At 53.2% G+C, this 19,010-nt stretch carries 18 protein-coding genes and 1 tRNA gene; 6 read left to right on the top strand and 13 right to left on the bottom strand.

What is annotated here, in order from left to right; genetic code table 11:
- Positions 1-145: 145 nt before the first annotated feature.
- Together BM030_RS13905 and BM030_RS13900 are read right to left on the bottom strand one after the other, a co-directional pair.
- Positions 146-361: a hypothetical protein gene (locus tag BM030_RS13905; RefSeq protein ID WP_090974207.1), complete on the bottom strand. Its 216-nt coding sequence runs from the start codon at positions 359-361 to the stop codon at positions 146-148.
- Positions 362-501: 140 nt separating this feature from the next.
- A complete protein-coding gene (locus BM030_RS13900) occupies positions 502-1,875 on the bottom strand; it encodes an NADH-quinone oxidoreductase subunit N (RefSeq protein ID WP_244518952.1) in 1,374 nt (457 codons plus the stop codon).
- Here BM030_RS13900 and BM030_RS20340 point away from each other — a divergent pair.
- Complete coding sequence (locus BM030_RS20340) at positions 1,849-1,980, top strand: hypothetical protein (protein WP_262987343.1); 132 nt, start codon at positions 1,849-1,851, stop codon at positions 1,978-1,980. The genes BM030_RS13900 and BM030_RS20340 overlap by 27 nt on opposite strands.
- 33 nt (positions 1,981-2,013) lie before the next feature.
- Here BM030_RS20340 and BM030_RS13895 read toward each other — a convergent pair whose 3' ends face one another.
- The 7 genes from BM030_RS13895 to BM030_RS13865 form a co-directional block, all read right to left on the bottom strand.
- Entirely contained in the window at positions 2,014-3,630 is a 1,617-nt protein-coding gene (locus tag BM030_RS13895; RefSeq protein WP_090974205.1) for a complex I subunit 4 family protein, read from the bottom strand.
- On the bottom strand, positions 3,627-5,639 hold the full coding sequence (locus BM030_RS13890) for an NADH-quinone oxidoreductase subunit 5 family protein (RefSeq protein WP_244518950.1): 2,013 nt from the start codon (positions 5,637-5,639) through the stop codon (positions 3,627-3,629). Before BM030_RS13890 ends, BM030_RS13895 begins: the two co-directional genes overlap by 4 nt.
- A 17-nt stretch (positions 5,640-5,656) precedes the next feature.
- Positions 5,657-5,962 carry an NADH-quinone oxidoreductase subunit NuoK gene (nuoK, locus tag BM030_RS13885; protein ID WP_090974204.1) on the bottom strand — a complete coding sequence of 102 codons (306 nt, stop codon included), beginning with the start codon at positions 5,960-5,962 and terminating at the stop codon, positions 5,657-5,659.
- Positions 5,959-6,501, bottom strand: a complete 543-nt coding sequence (locus BM030_RS13880) for an NADH-quinone oxidoreductase subunit J family protein (RefSeq protein WP_244518948.1) — start codon at positions 6,499-6,501, stop codon at positions 5,959-5,961. The genes nuoK and BM030_RS13880 overlap by 4 nt, the downstream gene beginning before the upstream one ends.
- A gap of 5 nt (positions 6,502-6,506) precedes the next feature.
- Entirely contained in the window at positions 6,507-7,067 is a 561-nt protein-coding gene (locus BM030_RS13875; protein ID WP_090974202.1) for a 4Fe-4S binding protein, read from the bottom strand.
- 56 nt (positions 7,068-7,123) lie between these two features.
- Positions 7,124-8,203, bottom strand: coding sequence for an NADH-quinone oxidoreductase subunit NuoH (gene nuoH / locus BM030_RS13870; RefSeq protein WP_090974201.1), 1,080 nt, complete (start codon positions 8,201-8,203; stop codon positions 7,124-7,126).
- Positions 8,204-8,371: 168 nt separating this feature from the next.
- Entirely contained in the window at positions 8,372-9,658 is a 1,287-nt protein-coding gene (locus tag BM030_RS13865; protein WP_090974200.1) for a citrate synthase, read from the bottom strand.
- Positions 9,659-9,971: 313 nt separating this feature from the next.
- On the opposite strand from BM030_RS13865, the gene BM030_RS13860 reads away from it, so the two are divergent.
- The gene (locus tag BM030_RS13860) at positions 9,972-10,337 is read left to right on the top strand and encodes a BlaI/MecI/CopY family transcriptional regulator (RefSeq protein ID WP_090974199.1); all 366 of its coding nucleotides are present in this window, start codon (positions 9,972-9,974) and stop codon (positions 10,335-10,337) included.
- A gap of 2 nt (positions 10,338-10,339) precedes the next feature.
- The gene (locus BM030_RS20425; RefSeq protein ID WP_090974198.1) at positions 10,340-11,818 is read left to right on the top strand and encodes a M56 family metallopeptidase; all 1,479 of its coding nucleotides are present in this window, start codon (positions 10,340-10,342) and stop codon (positions 11,816-11,818) included.
- A gap of 12 nt (positions 11,819-11,830) precedes the next feature.
- Here BM030_RS20425 and pth read toward each other — a convergent pair whose 3' ends face one another.
- The 4 genes from pth to BM030_RS13835 form a co-directional block, all read right to left on the bottom strand.
- Positions 11,831-12,397, bottom strand: a complete 567-nt coding sequence (pth, locus tag BM030_RS13850; RefSeq protein WP_090974197.1) for an aminoacyl-tRNA hydrolase — start codon at positions 12,395-12,397, stop codon at positions 11,831-11,833.
- 99 nt (positions 12,398-12,496) lie between these two features.
- A complete protein-coding gene (locus BM030_RS13845) occupies positions 12,497-13,087 on the bottom strand; it encodes a 50S ribosomal protein L25/general stress protein Ctc (protein WP_090974196.1) in 591 nt (196 codons plus the stop codon).
- Between the two features lie 59 nt (positions 13,088-13,146).
- Positions 13,147-14,091: a ribose-phosphate pyrophosphokinase gene (locus tag BM030_RS13840; RefSeq protein WP_090974195.1), complete on the bottom strand. Its 945-nt coding sequence runs from the start codon at positions 14,089-14,091 to the stop codon at positions 13,147-13,149.
- 113 nt (positions 14,092-14,204) lie between these two features.
- Positions 14,205-14,275: transfer RNA gene (locus tag BM030_RS13835), tRNA-Gln, on the bottom strand.
- Positions 14,276-14,535: 260 nt separating this feature from the next.
- Between BM030_RS13835 and BM030_RS13830 the strand changes: the two genes are divergently transcribed.
- The 3 genes from BM030_RS13830 to pyrR all read left to right on the top strand — a co-directional run bounded on the left by BM030_RS13830 (position 14,536) and on the right by pyrR (position 19,005).
- Positions 14,536-17,565, top strand: coding sequence for a DUF2723 domain-containing protein (locus tag BM030_RS13830; protein WP_090974194.1), 3,030 nt, complete (start codon positions 14,536-14,538; stop codon positions 17,563-17,565).
- 45 nt (positions 17,566-17,610) lie between these two features.
- Positions 17,611-18,303, top strand: a complete 693-nt coding sequence (locus BM030_RS13825; RefSeq protein ID WP_090974193.1) for a helix-turn-helix transcriptional regulator — start codon at positions 17,611-17,613, stop codon at positions 18,301-18,303.
- Positions 18,304-18,453: 150 nt separating this feature from the next.
- Entirely contained in the window at positions 18,454-19,005 is a 552-nt protein-coding gene (gene pyrR / locus BM030_RS13820) for a bifunctional pyr operon transcriptional regulator/uracil phosphoribosyltransferase PyrR (protein ID WP_090974192.1), read from the top strand.
- The last annotated feature ends 5 nt before the right edge of the window (positions 19,006-19,010 follow it).

Genomic DNA, 19,010 nt, shown 5'->3' with positions numbered 1-19,010 from the left:
ACGGGCACTGTATTGTCGCCGACCGGAATTGATTAAGGTTCACGTGACCCCAATACACTGCCCATAAAAGACAAATCAGGGTTTATGGCCATTGATCTGTTATCATCGGCCTGTTAGTGATGCAGGAGGGTACAGCACTCCTTTTCTAATGCCCGATTAATCGTTGATGGAGGTCTTCCAGCATATGGAATAAGAAAAGTGTACGTTGCAGTACGCGGTACGGAACAACTATGTCGTTTGTTAACCTGAGCTCCATAAGCTCCATATAATACAGGAAGTTACTGTAATGCTGGGTTACCATCTTCCCCTCCGGTAGCGCGATCAGCTGCTTTTGAGCATACGGAACCCAATAGGTCGCCATATCCGAAGCGCGGTCGTCTATTTGACTGGCGACTGCATTCCTTTAAAACTAACTCAAGAGAATGTTTGTGGGCGCCGTTACGCATGCGCCGGTGACGGTTATGCTGCTGGCCGGTAAACAGCATTTAGCTGCGATCGTATTTAAGGGGCTGTCATCAGCCAGCCGGGAAAAACACCCAACAGAAGTACCGCCGCCGACAGCAGCGCGACCACCCATACCGTGACGGCGGGCAAGGGGCGCAATCCGGGCGTCCTGCTGCTTTTCCGCAGGAAGGCATTCAGCGGCACTTTAAAATAGTAAAATAAGGAAATCACGGTGGTCAGGGCTCCGATGATGAGGAGAGCCATCATCCCCGGATCGCCGTGGAGCTGCCAGTTGCTGAAGGCCGCGCTGAAGACGAGTAATTTGGCTATGAACCCGGCGGTAGGGGGGAGTCCGGTGAGTGATACGAGCAAGATAACGAAACAGACGAAGGGCAGGGGCAGCACCTTTCCCAGGCCGCGGTAACCATCCACGTCGTCCGCCCCGGTGCGGCCCTCGATATAGTCGGCCAGCATGAACACGCCCATGTTCATCAGTGCATATACCGCGAGGTAAAACAGCAGGACGGTGTATTCCCCAGAGGCATAGGCCAGTACGGCCATCATCAGGAAACCGGTATGGCCGATGGACGAGTAAGCCATCATGCGCTTCACGTTGGTCTGCCGCAGGGCAGCCAGATTGCCCAGCAGCATGGTGGCGGCTGCGGCAACGATGAGTATGAGGTGCAGGTTCTCCAGGGCCGCGCTGTCTACAGGGGAGGCATGAAGGATACGGCCCAGCATGGCCATCCCGGCGATTTTCGGTGCTGTGGAAAGGAACGCCGTGACAGGCGTGGGAGCACCCTGGTATACATCGGGTGTCCAGAAATGGAAAGGCACGAATGACAGCTTGAAGCCGATGCCGGCGAATACCAGCAGCAGCGCCACGGTAACCAGCGCCGGGGGCATGGCGTTCAGTCCATCGTGGTAGGCGGCGGCGGTGTAGTCCAATTGGCCGGTAAAGCCGTAGAGGAACGACAGGCCGTAAAGCATCACGGCGGAGCACGCGGCACCGAAAAGGACGTATTTCATGGCCGCCTCGGTATGCTGCCGGGTTTTGGCAAGGTAGCCGACCAAGACATAGGAACCGACGGACACCATTTCAATAGCCACGAACAGCATTAGCCAGTTGGTTGCCATGGCCATGAGATTGAGCCCGATATGCAGGGCAAGCAGTACGCTGTATAGGTCTGCCGTCCGTTTGCGGTGCACAGTGAAATCAGGGTTTGCGTTTACCGCCACGGCAAACAGTGCGCAGACGAGTGCGGTGAGGAGGCGGACGGACTGGCCCAGTCCGTCGGGCATCACCATGCCGAACAGGAGGTTGCCGCCGTAGGGCGGGGCCAGCGGCCAGGCGCTGCACCAGGCAGCCACGCCGATGCCGGTTAAGGTAAGGGCGAAGGTGCCGTGCTTCCACCAGCGGTCTACCAGCAATCCGGAAAAGATGCTGGCGATGAAGGCGGCGGCCAGCACCATTTCGGGCAGGATGCCGGGCAGTCCGGCGAGGATGTGATCCAGTTTCTTACTGATGTCGGGTAGTAATTCAACCATGGCGTGCTTATCGTGATGCAGTTACCTAACCTTGTTAACCCATTCGACCAGCGCCAGCACGGAAGTATTGATGTGGTCCAGTGCGAGCGCAGGATATACACCCAATAGCAGTGCAAGCCCTATCAGGGGTACCATGATGAGCGTTTCACGTGCCGAGGCATCAGCGCGGAGCGCCGCGGCCCAGGCATCGCCCCCTTTGAGGCGGGGCAGGCCGAAGAACATGCGCTGCAGCGTCCAGAGGAAGTATGCGGCGCTCAGCAGGATGCCGATGGACCCAGCGATGGCCATCCATTCCGGCAGGATGCCGTTTGTGCTGCCGGAGATGAAGGCGCCTATGATGACAAATGCTTCGCCGATGAAAGCTGAAAATCCGGGCAGCCCCAATGAGGCGAAAAATGCGATGGCCACGAATACCGTAAACCGTGGCATGACGCTTGCCAGCCCCCTGAAATGGTAAATGTTGCGGTCGTGCACCCGGTCGTACAGCATACCCACCAGAAAGAAAAGCGCAGCGGAGAGGAATCCATGGCTGATCATCTGGAATACCGCCCCAGCCATGCCTTCTGTGGTGAATGAGGCGGCGCCGAGCAGCACGAAACCCATATGCGAAACCGACGAATAGGCAATCATCCGTTTCAGGTCGCGCTGCGCGAGGGCTACCAGCGCGCCGTAAATGATAGACACCACACCGATGAGGCCGAGCCACCATGCAGACTGCAGGGCGGCATCGGGAAAAATTCCAAAGCAGATGCGCAGGATACCGTACCCGCCGATTTTGAGAAGGATGCCGGCAAGGATAATGGAAATGGGTGTAGGCGCCTCTACGTGTGCGTCCGGCAGCCACGTGTGGAGGGGTACGATGGGCACCTTGATGGCAAAAGCGATGAACAGGACAATGAAGGCCAGGAGCCGCGCAGGTATCCCGAACAGTTCCTGTCCGGCCAATGCCGAAAACACGGAGCCGGGAACATGGTTGGCCGGATCCATCATAAGCAGCATGTTGAACGTATGCGCGCCGGTAGCGGGGTTGGTTACCGAGAAGTAGAGGCCCACAATGACCAGCAGCATGAATACGGAACCGAACAGTGTATAGAGGAAAAACTTGATGGCTGCATATTCCCGGCGGGCGCCGCCCCAGATACCGATAAGAAAATAGAGGGGAAGCAGCATCAGCTCATAGAACACATAGAACAGGAAAAAATCCAGCGCCGAAAAGACGCCCATCACCGCCATGTTCAGTATCATCAGCAGGATGAAATAGCCTTTGACGCTTTTGGCGACCTTCCAGGAGGCTCCCACGGCGATAACCATTACCAGGGCCGAGAGGAAGAGCAGTGGCAGGGACAGGCCGTCGACGCCCACGGCATAATCGATTTCCAGGCGCCCCAGGCTGCCCATGTCCAACCGTATCCAGGGCACATGGCTGGCAAACTGGTATAGCTGTTCATCAGCGATGCCGTGTTCGGCTTCTGTGGGCCGGTACAGGTAGTACATTGCACCGCTGAGCACCAGTTGAAGTATTCCCGTAGCGAGTGCAATATATTTATGCAGGCCTTTTCCGCGGGAAGGCACCAGGCTCATCAGCGCGGCCGCAGCCAGCGGCGTAAAAATCAGTAAGGTCAACAGGTGTGTATTCATGCTCGCGCGAAGATAAAATAAAGCAACATTACCACCATCAGGAAAAACGCCAGGGCCAGGTAATGCTGTACCCTGCCCGTCTGGGAGCGCCTGAGGGCATTACCCAAGCCAAGCGCCAGTTTACCAGTCATCCGAACCAGCCCGTCCACCACGCGGTAATCGGCCCAGGCAGCGGCGGACGCCAGTGCACGCCCTCCTGCGGCCAGGCCATTGACGAAGCCGTCCACAACATGTCTGTCCAACCAGAAGAGCACTGCCGACAGCCGCATCAGCGGCGGGATGATAGCTCGCATGTACAGCGCGTCAAGGTAACCCTGGTGCAGCGAAAGGCGGTAGAGCGCACCTTGCGGTTTCAGCGGGTATTTGCCGAGTACGTACCAACGCCACGTGACGGTGGCTATGATTACGGAGGCTATGGTGGCCAGTATGGGTATGGCGAAATGCAGCAAACGCAGGGGCGGGAGCGTGGCATCCGGCGCCAAGCCCCGGAGCAGCCAGACGTGTCCGTCGTTCAGCGGGTGGAACGTGAACAGCGGAAAGAGCGAGCAGGCTGCCAGGAACAGCATCGGAATGCGCATGGGCAGCGGCGCATCATGGAGCGTAGCGTGCGATCCGGTCAGTGGGCCCGCTGCCGGCTGCGCGAAGAACACCTTAGCCAATAGCCTAAAGCTGTAGAAGCCGGTCAACATGCTGGCAACAGCAAGCGCGCAGGGAACGGCAAGGGCCATCCCATGCTGCGTAGCGGCCCACTCAAAGCCGTGAACCAGCAGCGCGTCTTTTGACAGGTATCCTCCGGTGAGCGGGAAGCCGACCAGCGCAAGGGCTGCAATAGACATGGTGGCGCAGGTGATGGGCATGTGCTTGCGGAGACCGCCCATGTTACGGATATCCTGCGGATCGAAGTCATGCCCGAGCTTTTGCTTAACGTGTTGCATCTCATGAATAACCGCACCGGCGCAGAGGAACAGCAAGCATTTGAAGAACGCGTGTGTGGTGAGGTGGAACAAAGCCACGTGGTACATGCCGAAGCCGATGCCCGCCATCATGAAGCCCAGTTGGGAAATGGTTGAAAACGCCAGTATTTTCTTGATGTCGTATTGCGTAAGGGCGAAGCAGGCGGCGGCGAAGGCCGTCACCGTACCGGTAACGGCTATGACGAACAGGACGGTTCCGTCGAACAACGGGAAGACACGGGCAAGCAGGAACACCCCGGCAGCCACCATGGTGGCCGCGTGGATGAGCGACGATACCGATGTAGGGCCTTCCATGGCGTCCGGCAACCATACGTGCAGCGGAAACTGGGCCGATTTGGCCATGGCACCAAGGAAGAAGGCCAGTCCGGCTGCCGTAAACCAGCCGGGGGTAAGGTTTCCGGTGCCGGATACGGCGGGCGTATCCGTTCCGAACAGCACTTGGATATCCAGCGTGCCGAAGCCGCTGTAGAGGATAGCGATGCCAAGCAGGAACCCGAGGTCGCCGATGCGGTTGATGATGAACGCTTTCTTATTGGCCTGTATGGCTGCATCGCGGGTGAACCAGAAACCAATGAGCAGGTAAGAGGCAAAGCCCACCAGCTCCCAGCAAATGTACATAAGCAGGAGATTGCCGGCCACGGCAAGCCCCAGCATGGCGAAGCAGAACAGGCTGAGATAAGCCCAATAGCGGTGGATGCCGGGGTCGCCCTTCATGTAGGCGGTGGAGTACACATGCACGGGAAGCGCCACGAGGCAGACCAGCAAGAGCATGAGTGCAGATGCGTTATTTACCAGCAATCCCACATGGAACGCCTGTCGGCCAATGGAAAACCAATGCCACTGAACATGGATGGGGTCTTTGCCCCATACGTGAGCGAATACATAGGCCGCTGCCAGCAGGCTAATCGAGATAGCGGCGATGGAGACAGCACCGTTCCGGGCTTTTTTGCCGGTTGCGGCGGTAAGGAGAAACGCCAAGAAAGGCATCAGCACCGCGGCAAGGGTGGCCAGAAGGGGATATGTCAGTGTCGGCACAGGCAAGGGCGTCTTCGTTAATCTTTTAAATCACTAATATCTTCCGGGTTTACCGTTTTATGGTGCTTATATACGTTGAGGATGATAGCCAGGGCTACGGCCACTGCCGCGGCTGCCAATACGATGGCAAACAGCGCGAATGCCTGTCCGCCGTACAGGCTACTGTCGTACCGGCCGAAGGCTACCAGGTTCAAAATGGCAGCATTAATCATCAGTTCGATGCCCACCAGCACGAGGATGGCGTTGCGCCGGGCCAGCACCGCATAGAGACCGATGGAAAAAAGCCAGGCACCGACGACAAGGAAGTGGGTTATGGTGATCATGCGTCGCCCTCCTTCCGCGCCAGGTGTGCAGCGCCGATCAAAGCCATCATCAGCAATACGGATACCACCTCGAAGGGTAGCAGGTAATGGGTCATGGTATGCACGCCCAGTTGCTCCACCGTATTGTCCGCAGCGCGGATAACGGTGCCGGCCTCCCGCGAAGCGGTTATCCAGGGTGGCTCGTTGCGGCCGACGTGCAGGGCAGTATACAGCATTACCGTTAAAAACAATATCGCTATCGGCAGAGCCTGCCAGACCGGGATGGCAATAAAATGTGCCGTCCCGCGTTGCAGCTGGCGGAACATCTCTCGGTTGGAAAGCATGAAGGCAAACAGCATCAGTATCAAAATACCCCCAACATAAACCATCACCTGCGTAATGGCTACGAAATCGGCCAGTGCGAACAGGTACAGGCCGGCAACGGCAAAGAGTACCACGAAAAAGAGGAACAAAGACCGCGCAATATTACGCAGGCTCACCAGTAGGATAGCCGAAAAAACCGCTGCAAAAGCCAAGCTGTAGAAGACAATCGTCTGCATATCCATTACCGGCCTTTAGCTGCCTCCTTCTCAGCTTGGAATGCTGCCCATTCCCGTTTCTTTGCCGCTATCTCTTCCGGCGCCATCTCGGCAAAAGAGTAAGTGAGATCCGCCAGCCGGGGGGTGCTGCGGTCGTATTGATCAGTCATGGTGATGCATTCCGTGGGGCATACGACGGTACAAAGTCCGCAGTACATGCACTTGGCCATGTCAATGTCGAACTTGGCCGCATACAGGCGCTTTACGCTGCCATCTGAAGTTTTCCCGATGACGTCCGTGGCCTTAATGGACTCGATGGTAATGCAGTCCACCGGACACGCTTTGGCGCAGAGATCGCATACGATGCAGTCATCTATTTCTACATCCAGCTGGTAGCGCGCCACCTCGGGTATAGGCATTTTTTCCCGCGGGAACTGCACGGTGGTGACGCCGTCCTGGTTGGTGAAATAATCAGCCTTACGCACATCCAGTGCCTTCCGCGATCGGCGGGCACCAACGAGGTGTGCCAAGGTGATGCGTAACCCCTTGACCGCCGTAATAAATGCATGTAACGCTGTTTTAAACATATTTTTAGTTATAGACACCCACCACCGTTCACAGACCACCCACCACCGTTCACCGATCACCCACCACCGATCACCCATACCCGCCATATTCCAGAAAGGGCCATGCACAGGAAAGCCAACGGTGTAAGCACTTTCCAACATAATGACATAAGCTGGTCGGCACGAAGCCGGGGCAAAGTCCAGCGTATCCACAATTGTACGCCCACCACGAGCAGCGTTTTAGCCAATGTCCAGCCGATTCCCCAGCCCAGTCCGGTTGTCCACTCCGCGAGTTTCAGCGACCCGATGTTGGGCAAGGGTGTATTCCATCCGCCGAGAAAAACCACCACGCCAATCATGGCCACCAGGAACATCATCGCATATTCAGCAAGGAAGATGAACGCAAAGCGTAGCCCACCGTATTCTGTATGGAATCCGCCCACCAGTTCCGACTCTGCCTCGGGGATGTCAAAGGGTGCCCGGTTACATTCAGCAAGCGAGGCGATGAAGAAGATGATGTAAGCCAAGAGCAGGTGCGGTGCCTGGAACACATTCCAGGCCAGCAGCCCGCCGATGTCGCCGACATCCCATATCCCCAGAAAAAGCGCCGGTGCCTCTGCATGGATGCCCTGGTTGAGCGTTATTTCCTGCATGTTGAGCGTCTGCGCAATCATCACGGCGGATATGAGCGCGATGCCCGCCGGAATCTCGTACGATACGATCTGTGCCACGGCGCGCATGGAACCGAGCAGTGAAAATTTATTGTTTGATCCCCAGCCCGCCATGAGCAGGCCGATGGCGTCTACGGAAATGACGGCGATGACATAAAACAGCCCCAGATGCACGGCCGCGGGAGCCAGCCCCGGTGCCCACGGCATCACCGCGAAGCCGAGAAATACGGCAATGAAAATAACGACAGGTGCGGCGGCAAACAATACCTTGTCCGCGGCCGAGGGGGTAATGAATTCTTTCTGTACGAGTTTGAGGATATCAGCAAGGGTCTGCAGGCTGCCATAACGGCCCGTTTCCATGGGGCCGAGCCTATCCTGCACAAACCCGGCAACCTTGCGCTCGCTGTATACCGCAAACAGCGTAAACAGCGCAATGAATGCGAATAACACGATGGCAACGACAATATAGGTAATGTAAAAAGCCACTTTGTTTTACACGCTGATTATAATCGTGCAAACATACGGATTTGGCGGGATAATATATAGTAACTTGGTAGATTATTCGCAATGCGTTTTCCGCCCAGGCACCGGAAACTGAAAAGGCACCCCTGAAGGTGCCTGTCAATGTTATTGTTATGTCTGCCGGAACCGGTATCAGCGTTGGTCAAGCGGCACATAGTCGCGCTTGGTGCTGCCGGTGTAAATCTGCCGCGGCCTTCCGATGGGTTCTTTGTTCGCCCGCATTTCTTTCCATTGAGCAATCCAACCCGGCAGGCGGCCCAAGGCAAACAGCACGGTAAACATGTCCGTTGGGAAGCCCAGGGCGCGGTAAATGATGCCGGAGTAAAAATCGACATTCGGATAAAGCTTGCGGTCGACGAAGTATTGGTCTTTCAAAGCCGCTTCTTCCAGCTGTTTCGCGATATCGAGTACGGGGTCATTGATACCCAATTTATCCAGCACATCGTCGCATGCCTTCTTGATGATTTTTGCACGTGGATCGAAATTCTTGTACACGCGATGCCCGAAGCCCATGAGGCGGAACGGGTCGTTTTTGTCTTTGGCTTTCGCCAGCCATTTAGCACTGTCGCCGCCATCATTACGGATGTTCTCGAGCATTTCGATGACCGCCTGGTTGGCGCCGCCATGCAGGGGCCCCCAAAGGGCGGAAATGCCGGCCGAAATGGATGCATACAGGTTGGCATTGGACGAGCCCACGATGCGTACAGTGGACGTTGAGCAGTTCTGCTCATGGTCGGCATGCAGGATCAGCAACTTGTGCATAGCATCCACTATTACCTTGTCTATAACAACGTCTTCGGTAATCTGCCCGAAGGTCATGTTCAGGAAGTTATGTACAAAGTTGAGTTCGTTCCTTGGATAAATTACGGGATGGCCAAGGGATTTTTTATATATCCATGACACGATGGTCGGCATCTTGGCCAGCAGCTTAATGATGGTCAGTTCTTCTTCTTCCTCGGTCATGTTCGGGTTGAGCGACTCGGGATAGAAGGCTGATAGTGCACCCACGAGGCATGATAACTGGCCCATAGGGTGTGATTTTGAGGGAAACCCGTCGAAGAATTTCTTCATGTCTTCGTGAATCAGCGTATGCCGGCTGATTTTCTTCCGGAAATCGGCGAGCACTTGGGCAGAAGGGAGATCTCCGTATATCAGTAAATAAGCAACTTCCAGAAATGTAGACTGTTCCGCCAGCTGCTCTATCGGATATCCCCGGTAATGCAGTACACCTTTTTCCCCATCCAGAAAGGTGATAGCGCTTTTGGTTGCCCCCGTGTTTTTGTATCCGGGATCAATGGTTATTGCGCCCGATACATCACGGAGCTTTGAAATATCAATGCCTTGTTCGTTTTCTGTACCTGTAATGACCGGTAGTTCATAAGACTTTCCGTTTATTGATATTGAAGCTGTTTCTGACATAATTCTCTACTTGGTTGGATTGCAAATGTAATGAAAATGGCACAATATTAAAGTGTTTGACCGCATAATTGTTGCTATTTTTATGTTAATTTTTTGATCGGGGGTTGGTGGTGGGTGGTCGGTGATCGGTGGTTGGTGATTGGTGGTTGGTGGTCGGTGATCGGTGGTGGGTGGTCGGTGATCGGTGGTTGGTGATCGGTGATTGGTGGTGGGTGAACGGTGGGGGGCATTATAAAAAATGTTAAAAAAGATTTTTTATTTACGAAAATTTCGTACTTTCATATCGTGAATGTAACGTATTACGGAGAATCAGATGGAAAAGTTAACGATACAGGAAGAAGAGGCGATGCAATTGATATGGCGGAACAACGGTGGTTTCGTTAAGGAACTGCTGGATAGCATGCCGGGGGAAAAGGTGCCGTATACCACGCTGGCCTCGACCGTTAAGAACCTCCAGCGGAAAGGGTATGTGAAGGCAGTGAAGTATGCCAATGCCTACCGCTATGAGCCGCTGATAGGGGAGGGCGAATACAAGAAGTTGTTCATGAACGGGTTTGTGAGCGATTATTTCAGGAACTCCTACAAAGAACTGGTGAGCTTTTTCGCAAAGGAGGAGAAGATAAGCGCGGATGAGCTGGATGAAATCATCCGGATGATTAAGGAAGAAAAACATAAATAGCCATGCCTGAATTACTTGTTTATTTACTTAAGGCTAACCTTGCTCTGGCGCTGTTTTATCTGGGTTACCGCTTGCTGTTGCGTAAGCTCACTTTTTATTACCTCAATAGGGTTTACTTGCTGTTTGCTTGGGTGTTTTCATTGATTTATCCAGTGGTTGATGTGGGGGCCTGGTTGGCCCGGCGCGCTGATGTGTCTGTGGATGCCATTCCCATTATTCCTGACTGGCAAGGGGTTCCGGCCGAGGCATTCAGCTGGTGGCCGTATGTTATGGCCGTGTTTTGGCTGGGGGTGGCGTGGTTTGCTATCCGGTTAATTATCCGATTGATGAGTTTATGGTACCTGCACCGCGGGTCGCGGTCGGCGGTATGGCGGCTGTTCCGTTTTCGGCAGGTTTCCGGTGCGGTGGCTCCGTTTTCTTTCTGGCGTAATATTTACGTAAACCCCCACCAGCATGGCGAAGTTGAACTTGGTGAGATCTTCAGGCATGAACAGGTGCACATCGATGAGCTGCACACGGCAGATATGCTGGTGGCCGAGGTGTGCAGTGTGTTGTGCTGGTTTAATCCGGGGGCCTGGCTGGTGCGGCACGCGGTGCATGAGAACCTGGAGTTTATCACCGACAGGCGCGTATTGCGGAGCGGTGCGGATCGAAAGGCCTACCAGCATAGTTTATTGCGGGTAGGGCAGTATGGCCAAAGCCAACCATTGGTGGGTAATAGGTTTAATTTCAAAAGTTTAAAAAGACGCATCATGATGATGAACAAAAAGGAATCTTCGGCACTGAATCTCGGGCGGTACTTGCTGGCCATACCGGTTATTGCTGTGTTGGTACTGGTATTTACGGTGAGCAGGGCGTATCAGGATGGCCGGCAAGATCGGTCGGCCAGGCCGGAGACGGTTGGTGCCGACATGGCGGCCACCCGTCGGGCGGAGCGGGATACGGCAAAGAACGACGGTAACCAGGTGAGCATACGGAAGGTACCAAAGATGGTAGAAGAAACAACACAAAAGGGGGTGCGCATAGTGGGGGTCGCGGACACCACCCGGCCGCTTATCGTGGTGGATGGTGAGGTGTTCGAAGGGGATCTTGACGAACTGAATCCGAACGATATCGCAAGCATTTCCGTGCTGAAAGACGCTTCGACTACAAAAGCTTACGGCAGCCGGGGAGCGAAGGGTGTGGTGCTGATTACCACGAAGGCCCGGGCTTCCAGAAAAGTTGCTGATACTACCAACATGACCAAAGATACGGCTGAACCCACGGAACCGACCTCGGTTGGCCGTCCGCATTTGCTTGGTCCCGGGGCTACCGGCGTTTTATACATTGTCGACGGTAAGGAAGTGGACGGCAAGGAATTTAAGAAACTGGTCATCCCAGACAGTATTGCAACGATCAACGTGCTGAAAGATGAAGCCGCTGTGAAAAAATACGGTGAAAAGGGCGCCAAAGGCGTGGTGGAAATCAGGACTAAACAATAAACCCGTTGCTGTCTATTTATTGAATTGGGTCATGGTCAATTCGACGCCGATGTTGACCACGCTGTTTACCATCTGCACGGAACGCTCGATAAGCTGGGGCAGCTCCGTTTGTTCGTCCTCATCGAACCCGCTGAGCACATAGTCGACCTGCCTGCCTTTCGGGAAGTTGTCACCTATCCCGAAGCGCAGGCGGGGGTATCCCTGTCCGCCGCATAGCGCCTCGATACTTTTCAACCCGTTATGCCCGGCGCTGCTTCCCTTGGGCCGGAGTCTGATCTTGCCGAACGGAAGAGCGATATCGTCCACAATGACGAGTATATCTTCCAGGGGAATCTTCAGTTCGTGCATCCAGTAGTTAGCGGCCTTACCGCTCAGGTTCATATATGTGGTAGGCTTGATGACATATACGGTATTGCCGCGTTGGCGGTATTCCGTGTAATGGGCGTACCGAAGGGTGGAGAAAGTCGACCCGGCTTGTTTTGCCAGTTCGTCGGCAACCATGAAGCCGATGTTGTGGCGGGTGTCGGCATATTCCGGCCCGATATTACCGAGGCCTATGATCAGGTGTTTTTTTGCCATATCGATGCAAACATAAGGTTTACGATTGTCGTAAACAAAAAGCACCAGCCTGATGGCTGATGCTTTCCTGTGTTTGTGTACGGGGTTACCGTAGCCTGTTTACTTCTTCTTTTCAGCCTTGGCTGCTTCTTGTTCAGCCTGACGCAATGCGCGGGACATGACAACGGAAACGATGGTATCGTCTGCATTGTTGAGTACCTTGGCGTTTTCCAGTTCGACATCGCCCACGCGTACCGATTTGCCGACTTCAAGGCTTTCAAGACTTATCTCGATATACTGCGGCAGGTTCTTGGGCAGTGCCTTTACCTTTAGTTTACGAAGTTTCTGTACCAGTTTACCACCCACTTTTACACCCGGTGAAGTACCGGTAAGTTTGATGGGTACGTTCAGTGCCACTTCTTTGTTTTCATGTAATTCAAGGAAGTCTACGTGGCGTACCTGATCATTCAGTGGGTGAAATTGAGCATCCTGGACGATGGCTTGAAACTTTTGGCCATCGATATCCAGATCAATGAAATGAACATCCGGAGTATAAATAACCGGCTTCAAATCAGTTGCGGATACGGCAAAGTGGTATTGTTCCTTACCACCGTAGAGCACAGCGGGGACTTTACCCTCGTAGCGTAGCTCCTTCGCATCTCTTTTCCCTACGTTCTTTCTTAAAGAACCGCTAATAGCAATTGATTTCATTTGAAATAGTATAAAAGTGAATTTAAGGCCGCAAAAGTAAGCTAAATAATCTTCATTTCCTAATCTACCCGGAACAAATTGCTGATGGAGCCGTGTTCGTTGACATTCTTGATAGCATCGGCAAAGAGGCCGGCGGTGGAAAGCACTTTGATTTTGTCGCTTTGGTACTTTAAGGGTATGGTATCGGTGACAATCAGCTCCGTGAGGGCAGACTTTTCGATGGTTTCGTAGGCTTTGCCTGAGAGTACGGGATGGGTACATACGGCCCGGACGCTGGTGGCACCATTTTCCATGATAAGTGAGGCCGCTTTGGACAGCGTTCCGGCGGTGTCACAGATGTCATCGATGAGCACAATGTCCTGGCCGGCCACATCGCCGATGATGGACATCGACTCAATTTCATTGGCCCGTTTACGCTGTTTGTCGCAGATAACCACCTCGGCGTTGAAATATTTGGCAAACGTACGTGCGCGGTAAGAACCGCCCATGTCGGGTGAGGCGATGGTGAGGTTGGGCAGGTTGAGCGATTTAATGTGCGGTACGAAAATCACCGAAGCATCCAGGTGATCTACGGGGATGTCGAAGAAACCCTGGATTTGCGCGGCATGGAGATCCATAGTCATGATGCGGTGTGCACCGGCGGCGGTGATCAGATTGGCAATCATTTTGGCGCCGATGGCCACCCGGGGTTTGTCCTTTCGGTCTTGACGGGCAAATCCGAAGTACGGAACCACGGCAGTAATGTAATGGGCGGATGCCCTTTTTGCGGCATCGATCATCAGCAGTAATTCGAATAGGTGGTCTGTAGGCTGATGGGTCGATTGGATGAGGAAAATGTCGCAACCCCGTACGGATTCATTGTAAAAAGGTTGGATTTCCCCGTCGCTGAAACGCGAAACGGTCATCTCACCGAGGTCTTTACCATAAGACTTTGCGATTTTTTGGGCTAATTCCTGGGAACCGGAGCCGGAGAACAGCTTCACCGGATTGAATTGCAATGGCATGGTCTTGTTGTTGTTTTGTGGGTTAGCAAATGGATTGGGGTCTTATTGTTCTTACGCACTGATATACCTGAAAAAATAACGGATTGTCAAGAGACAATCCGTAACCTTTTTTGTTGCCCGACCAGGATTCGAACCTAGACAAACAGAACCAAAATCTGTCGTACTACCATTATACTATCGGGCAATCCGAACTTATTTTACCACCCTTGCGAATGGGACTGCAAATATAGTGCGATGGAATAATTATTGCAAAAATATTTTAATTTTTGCTGTAAGGGCTTGATTGTATGGAGGTGCTGCTGGAAATCGGATGTTGAGACCGGGTGAGGCGGTGACTGGAACGGGACTGAACTTGTGTTAAAAATCCAAATTTATGTTTGTGTTACCGTACTATTCTTTATTTTCGGGGCGTAATTTTACGGTGAACCATACGCACGATACATTATGAACTATAATCGGATTAATAATAGCATAGGTTGGCTATGTGGTTTTATCGCTACCACGGTATATATCATGACCGCGGAGCGGACAACCAGTTTCTGGGATACGGGCGAATTCATCGCGTCGGCATACAAGATGCAGATTGTGCACCAGCCGGGCGCCCCGTTGTTCTTAATGCTGCAGAACGTATTCTCCAACCTGGCATTCGGCAACACAGAACGCATTGCGTTCTGGATGAACGTGGGTTCAGCAGTATCAAGCGGGTTAACCATCGTGTTTCTGTGCTGGACGATCACGGCCTTGGCCCGGAAGGTGCTATGGAAACCGGGAACTGAACTTACCAGGGTCAATCTGATACAGATTATGGCGTCGGGCGCTGTGGGCGCCCTGGCCTATACGTTTACCGATACGTTTTGGTTTTCGGCGGTGGAATCTGAGGTATACGCCATGTCTTCCCTATGCACGGCCGTGGTGTTTTGGGCCATCCTGAAGTGGGATGCCCGGGCTGAGGAGCCCGGTGCGGACAAATGGCTGCTGTTTATTGCTTATATCATGGGGTTGTCCATCGGGGTGCATTTGCTCAACTTGCTGGCTATTCCGGCCATTGCGCTGGTGATTTATTTCCGGCGGACGGCGAAGGCGACCAGCGGTGGGGCCATCCGGGCTTTGCTCATCGGCTTTGTGGTGGTCGCGGTTGTGCTGTGGGGCATCATCCAGTACTTGATTAAGTTCGCTGCATATTTTGACCTGTTTTTCGTGAATACGCTGGGCCTGGGCTTCGGTTCTGGCGTGGTGGTGTTTGCGCTGCTGGTTATCGGTGCCACGGTATACGGTATACGGTATTCCATACAGCGGGCGAAACCGTTGTTAAATATTATCTTACTGTCGTTTGCGTTTGTCGTATTTGGCTACAGTTCGTTTGCGATGATTCTTATCCGGGCAAAGGCCAACCCGACACTGAACAACAGCGATCCGGACAATGCGTTTTCTTTCCTTAGCTATCTGAACCGCGAACAGTATGGTGACAACCCGCTCTTCAAGGGGCCTTATTTCGATTCCCGCCCGATAGACATCAAGTATGGAAGCAACATATACCGCAGAGGAGCAGAACGGTACGAGGTGGCTGGACGGAATTTCGATTATGAGTATGACCGGGAAACCGTGTTCCCGCGCATATACAGCACCCGCGAGGCTTCACACCAACAGTATTACCGCAGTTACCTGAACCTGGGCGAAAACGAACAGCCTACATTCGGCGACAATCTGCGCTTTTTCTTCAGTTACCAAATAGGGCATATGTACGGCCGGTATTTCTTATGGAACTTCGTGGGCCGGCAGAACGACCAACAGGGGCATGGCGACTTTACCACAGGCAATTGGATCAGCGGCATCCGATTTATAGACCAGTGGCATGTCGGGGGGCAGGATGCCCTGCCGCAATCGCAGTTGACGGACCCTTCCTATAATAAGTTTTATTTCCTGCCGCTTATCCTCGGATTGCTTGGTGCGTGGTGGCATTTCAAACGCCGCCAGCGGGATGCTGGGGTAGTGGGGCTGCTGTTTTTCATGACGGGGCTGGCCATTGTGCTTTATCTTAACCAAACACCATTGCAGCCCCGTGAACGTGATTATGCGTATGCAGGCTCGTTCTATGCGTTTGCCATCTGGATAGGTTTGGGCGTGGCGGCGATAACCGACTGGCTGGCCAAAAAACTGAGTGCCAAAACGGCTGCAGCCATAGCCACGGGTATTGGTTTGCTGGCCGGTCCGGTGATTTTGGCCAAGGACGGGTGGGACGACCACGACCGTTCTGAAAAGTACCTTGCCCGGGACATTGCCCGGAATTACCTGGAATCATGTGCGCCCAATGCCATCTTGTTCACCTATGGCGACAACGATACTTATCCGCTGTGGTATGCCCAGGAGGTGGAGGGAATCCGTCCGGATATACGGGTGGTAAACCTCAGCCTGCTCAGTGCGGATTGGTATGTGCGGCAGATGAAAGATAAAGTGAACGAGGCGGATCCTTTGCCCATCACCATCCCTGACGAGAAGTATGTAAAGGGGGTGCGCGACGTGATTTATTATCAGGATGCCAAAATCCCCGGCCATGTGGAGTTGAAAAACATCGTTGCATTGATGCTTTCAGACAACCCGAACGATAAGCGGCAAATACAGGGCGAGCAGCCTGAAAATTTCCTGCCTACCAAAAATCTGCAACTCACGGTCGACCGGGAAGCGGTTGTGCGTAATAATGTGGTGCCCGAGGCTTGGCGCGACAGCATCACCGATGTAATGCACTGGACGTATAACCGTAATTATGTGTCGCGTACGGAGCTCGCCATCATGGATATGTTGGTAAACAACAATTGGGAACGCCCGGTATATTTCGCTACCACCGTGCCCAGCGAAAATTTCATGGGTTTGGATAAATACCTGGTTTCTGAAGGGTTTGCGCTGCGGTTAATGCCAATCGCGATAAAGCCAAACACAGCTCAGGGGCTCGTGAATGCCGAAGCCATATACGGCCATGTGACCAATAATAAGTATACGTGGGGCAATATGAGGAATGCCCGGTATATCGATCCGGAATCGTACCGGATGATCAGCCTGATACTGAATAATATCTATGGGGCTCCGGCTGAAGCGTTGATCGCAGAAGGACGAGTCGACGAGGCCAGGGAATTGCTGAACAACGCATTGGAATTCATGCCCGAGCGGATTTACCGAATCATGGACGCCTATGGGTATTCGTTCATCACCGATAACCTGTATGCGGTTGGCGAAACGGATAAGGCTAAAAGCCTGACCGAGCGCAATATTGCCTATATTGACGATCAGTTAAAGTACTATGCGGCCATCGCCGAAACCAAGCCGAACCTGGAGATGCAGAATATCCAATACAGCATGTTTACACTGAACCGGTTTGCCGAGGCAGCGAAGGAGCATGGACAGACGGATTTGGCGGCGCGGATTGAGAAGATATTCGGGCAATATGAAGCCAGGTTCTTTGGAGGAATGCCCGGAAATTAGGGGGCTTCCCCGGCCGGCAAGGTTGGCGGTTCCGCATGACGTCTTATGAACAGAATTGATCGCTTATTCGGCATTCTTACACTGTTGCAATCCCGTAAGTACGTAAAGGGCGACGAGATCGCCGATAGATTCGATATCAGTACCCGTACCGTGTACCGCGATATCAAAGCGCTGAATGAGCTGGGGATACCCGTAGGCTTCGAGCCAAACAAGGGGTATTTCGTTGTTGACGGGTATTTCCTCCGGCCGGTATCGTTCAGCTTGGAGGAGGCCAATGCCCTGCTGCTGATGGAAAATCTGCTGACGGGCTTTGCCGATAAATCCATCCGCAGGCATTATTCCAGTGCGCTGAATAAGGTAAAAGCGGTGATGCGCGATTCCCAAAAAGAAAAGCTGGAATACCTGATCAGTAATATGCGCTTTCAGCTTCCGCGGGACTTGAAAGGGCATGATTATGAGCACCTGTCCGCCTTGCAGGAGGCGGTCGTCTCCAAGACCGTACTTGATATCCGCTATTGCAAGGCGGATGGCCAAGAAAGCGACAGACGGATAGAGCCCGTCGGCTTGATATTTTATGCGCTGAACTGGCATGTTATCGGCTGGTGCCACTTGCGCAAGGACTACCGTGACTTCCGGGTATCGAGAATCATAAGCTTGCGTAACACGGGCCTGCCTTTTCAGAAGACCGATCACCCGTCTGTCAGCGAATTCATGAAGCAGTTGCCCGTGGATTACTGACACCGGCCATGGTATACACGCTTTTACGATGGATTCGAGGTTGTTGGATAAGTTCTGATGACGGAAAAATATGATGAAGGGTCGTGGTAAGTCAAAAAAATGTAGTAGGTTTGTGCCGTATTCCATGCCCATCTTGAACGTTGATTGCGAATGAAACGATCCGTATTACTGGAAGGCCAGAAGTTCCAGATTACCATCCAGCGGCTTTGCCACCAGCTTGTTGAAAATCATGCCGATTTTTCCGATTCCGTGGTTATCGGCATCCAGCCGAGGGGTATTTACCTGGGACGCCGTATCGTGGATGAGCTGAAGCAGATTCAGGGGATAACGTCGGTTCCTTACGGCGAGCTGGACATCACGTTTTTCCGGGATGACTTCCGGAGGAAGGACAGCGGCCCGTTGGTGCCGAGCAGCACCAGTATCGATTTCATCGTGGAAGGGAAGAAGGTCATCCTGATGGATGATGTGCTATGGACGGGAAGAACCATCCGGGCAGCCATGGATGCCCTGCAGGCATTCGGCCGTCCGGCCAAGATTGAACTGCTCGTTTTGGTGGATCGCCGTTTTTCGAGGCAACTTCCCATAGAACCTGATTACATAGGTATTCAGGTGGATTCCATTGACTCGCAGAAAGTCGCCGTAAGCTGGAAAGAAGTGGATACGCACGACCGGATAATACTATTGACGGAAAAAGCAAGTTAAGTCGG

Source organism: Parapedobacter composti (assembly GCF_900112315.1).
GTDB lineage: Bacteria > Bacteroidota > Bacteroidia > Sphingobacteriales > Sphingobacteriaceae > Parapedobacter > Parapedobacter composti.
This window is presented reverse-complemented; position numbering and strand designations above follow the sequence as displayed.

Coding starts and splice junctions, on each gene's coding strand:
- BM030_RS13825 (WP_090974193.1), top strand. CDS start 17,611: ATGAACAGAATTGATCGCTTATTCGGCATTCTTACACTGTTGCAATCC.
- nuoK (WP_090974204.1), bottom strand. CDS start 5,962: ATGATCACCATAACCCACTTCCTTGTCGTCGGTGCCTGGCTTTTTTCC.
- BM030_RS13880 (WP_244518948.1), bottom strand. CDS start 6,501: ATGCAGACGATTGTCTTCTACAGCTTGGCTTTTGCAGCGGTTTTTTCG.
- BM030_RS13875 (WP_090974202.1), bottom strand. CDS start 7,067: ATGTTTAAAACAGCGTTACATGCATTTATTACGGCGGTCAAGGGGTTA.
- pth (WP_090974197.1), bottom strand. CDS start 12,397: ATGGCAAAAAAACACCTGATCATAGGCCTCGGTAATATCGGGCCGGAA.
- BM030_RS13905 (WP_090974207.1), bottom strand. CDS start 361: ATGGCGACCTATTGGGTTCCGTATGCTCAAAAGCAGCTGATCGCGCTA.
- BM030_RS13895 (WP_090974205.1), bottom strand. CDS start 3,630: ATGAATACACACCTGTTGACCTTACTGATTTTTACGCCGCTGGCTGCG.
- pyrR (WP_090974192.1), top strand. CDS start 18,454: ATGAAACGATCCGTATTACTGGAAGGCCAGAAGTTCCAGATTACCATC.
- BM030_RS13860 (WP_090974199.1), top strand. CDS start 9,972: ATGGAAAAGTTAACGATACAGGAAGAAGAGGCGATGCAATTGATATGG.
- BM030_RS13830 (WP_090974194.1), top strand. CDS start 14,536: ATGAACTATAATCGGATTAATAATAGCATAGGTTGGCTATGTGGTTTT.
- BM030_RS13865 (WP_090974200.1), bottom strand. CDS start 9,658: ATGTCAGAAACAGCTTCAATATCAATAAACGGAAAGTCTTATGAACTA.
- BM030_RS13845 (WP_090974196.1), bottom strand. CDS start 13,087: ATGAAATCAATTGCTATTAGCGGTTCTTTAAGAAAGAACGTAGGGAAA.
- BM030_RS13840 (WP_090974195.1), bottom strand. CDS start 14,091: ATGCCATTGCAATTCAATCCGGTGAAGCTGTTCTCCGGCTCCGGTTCC.
- BM030_RS20425 (WP_090974198.1), top strand. CDS start 10,340: ATGCCTGAATTACTTGTTTATTTACTTAAGGCTAACCTTGCTCTGGCG.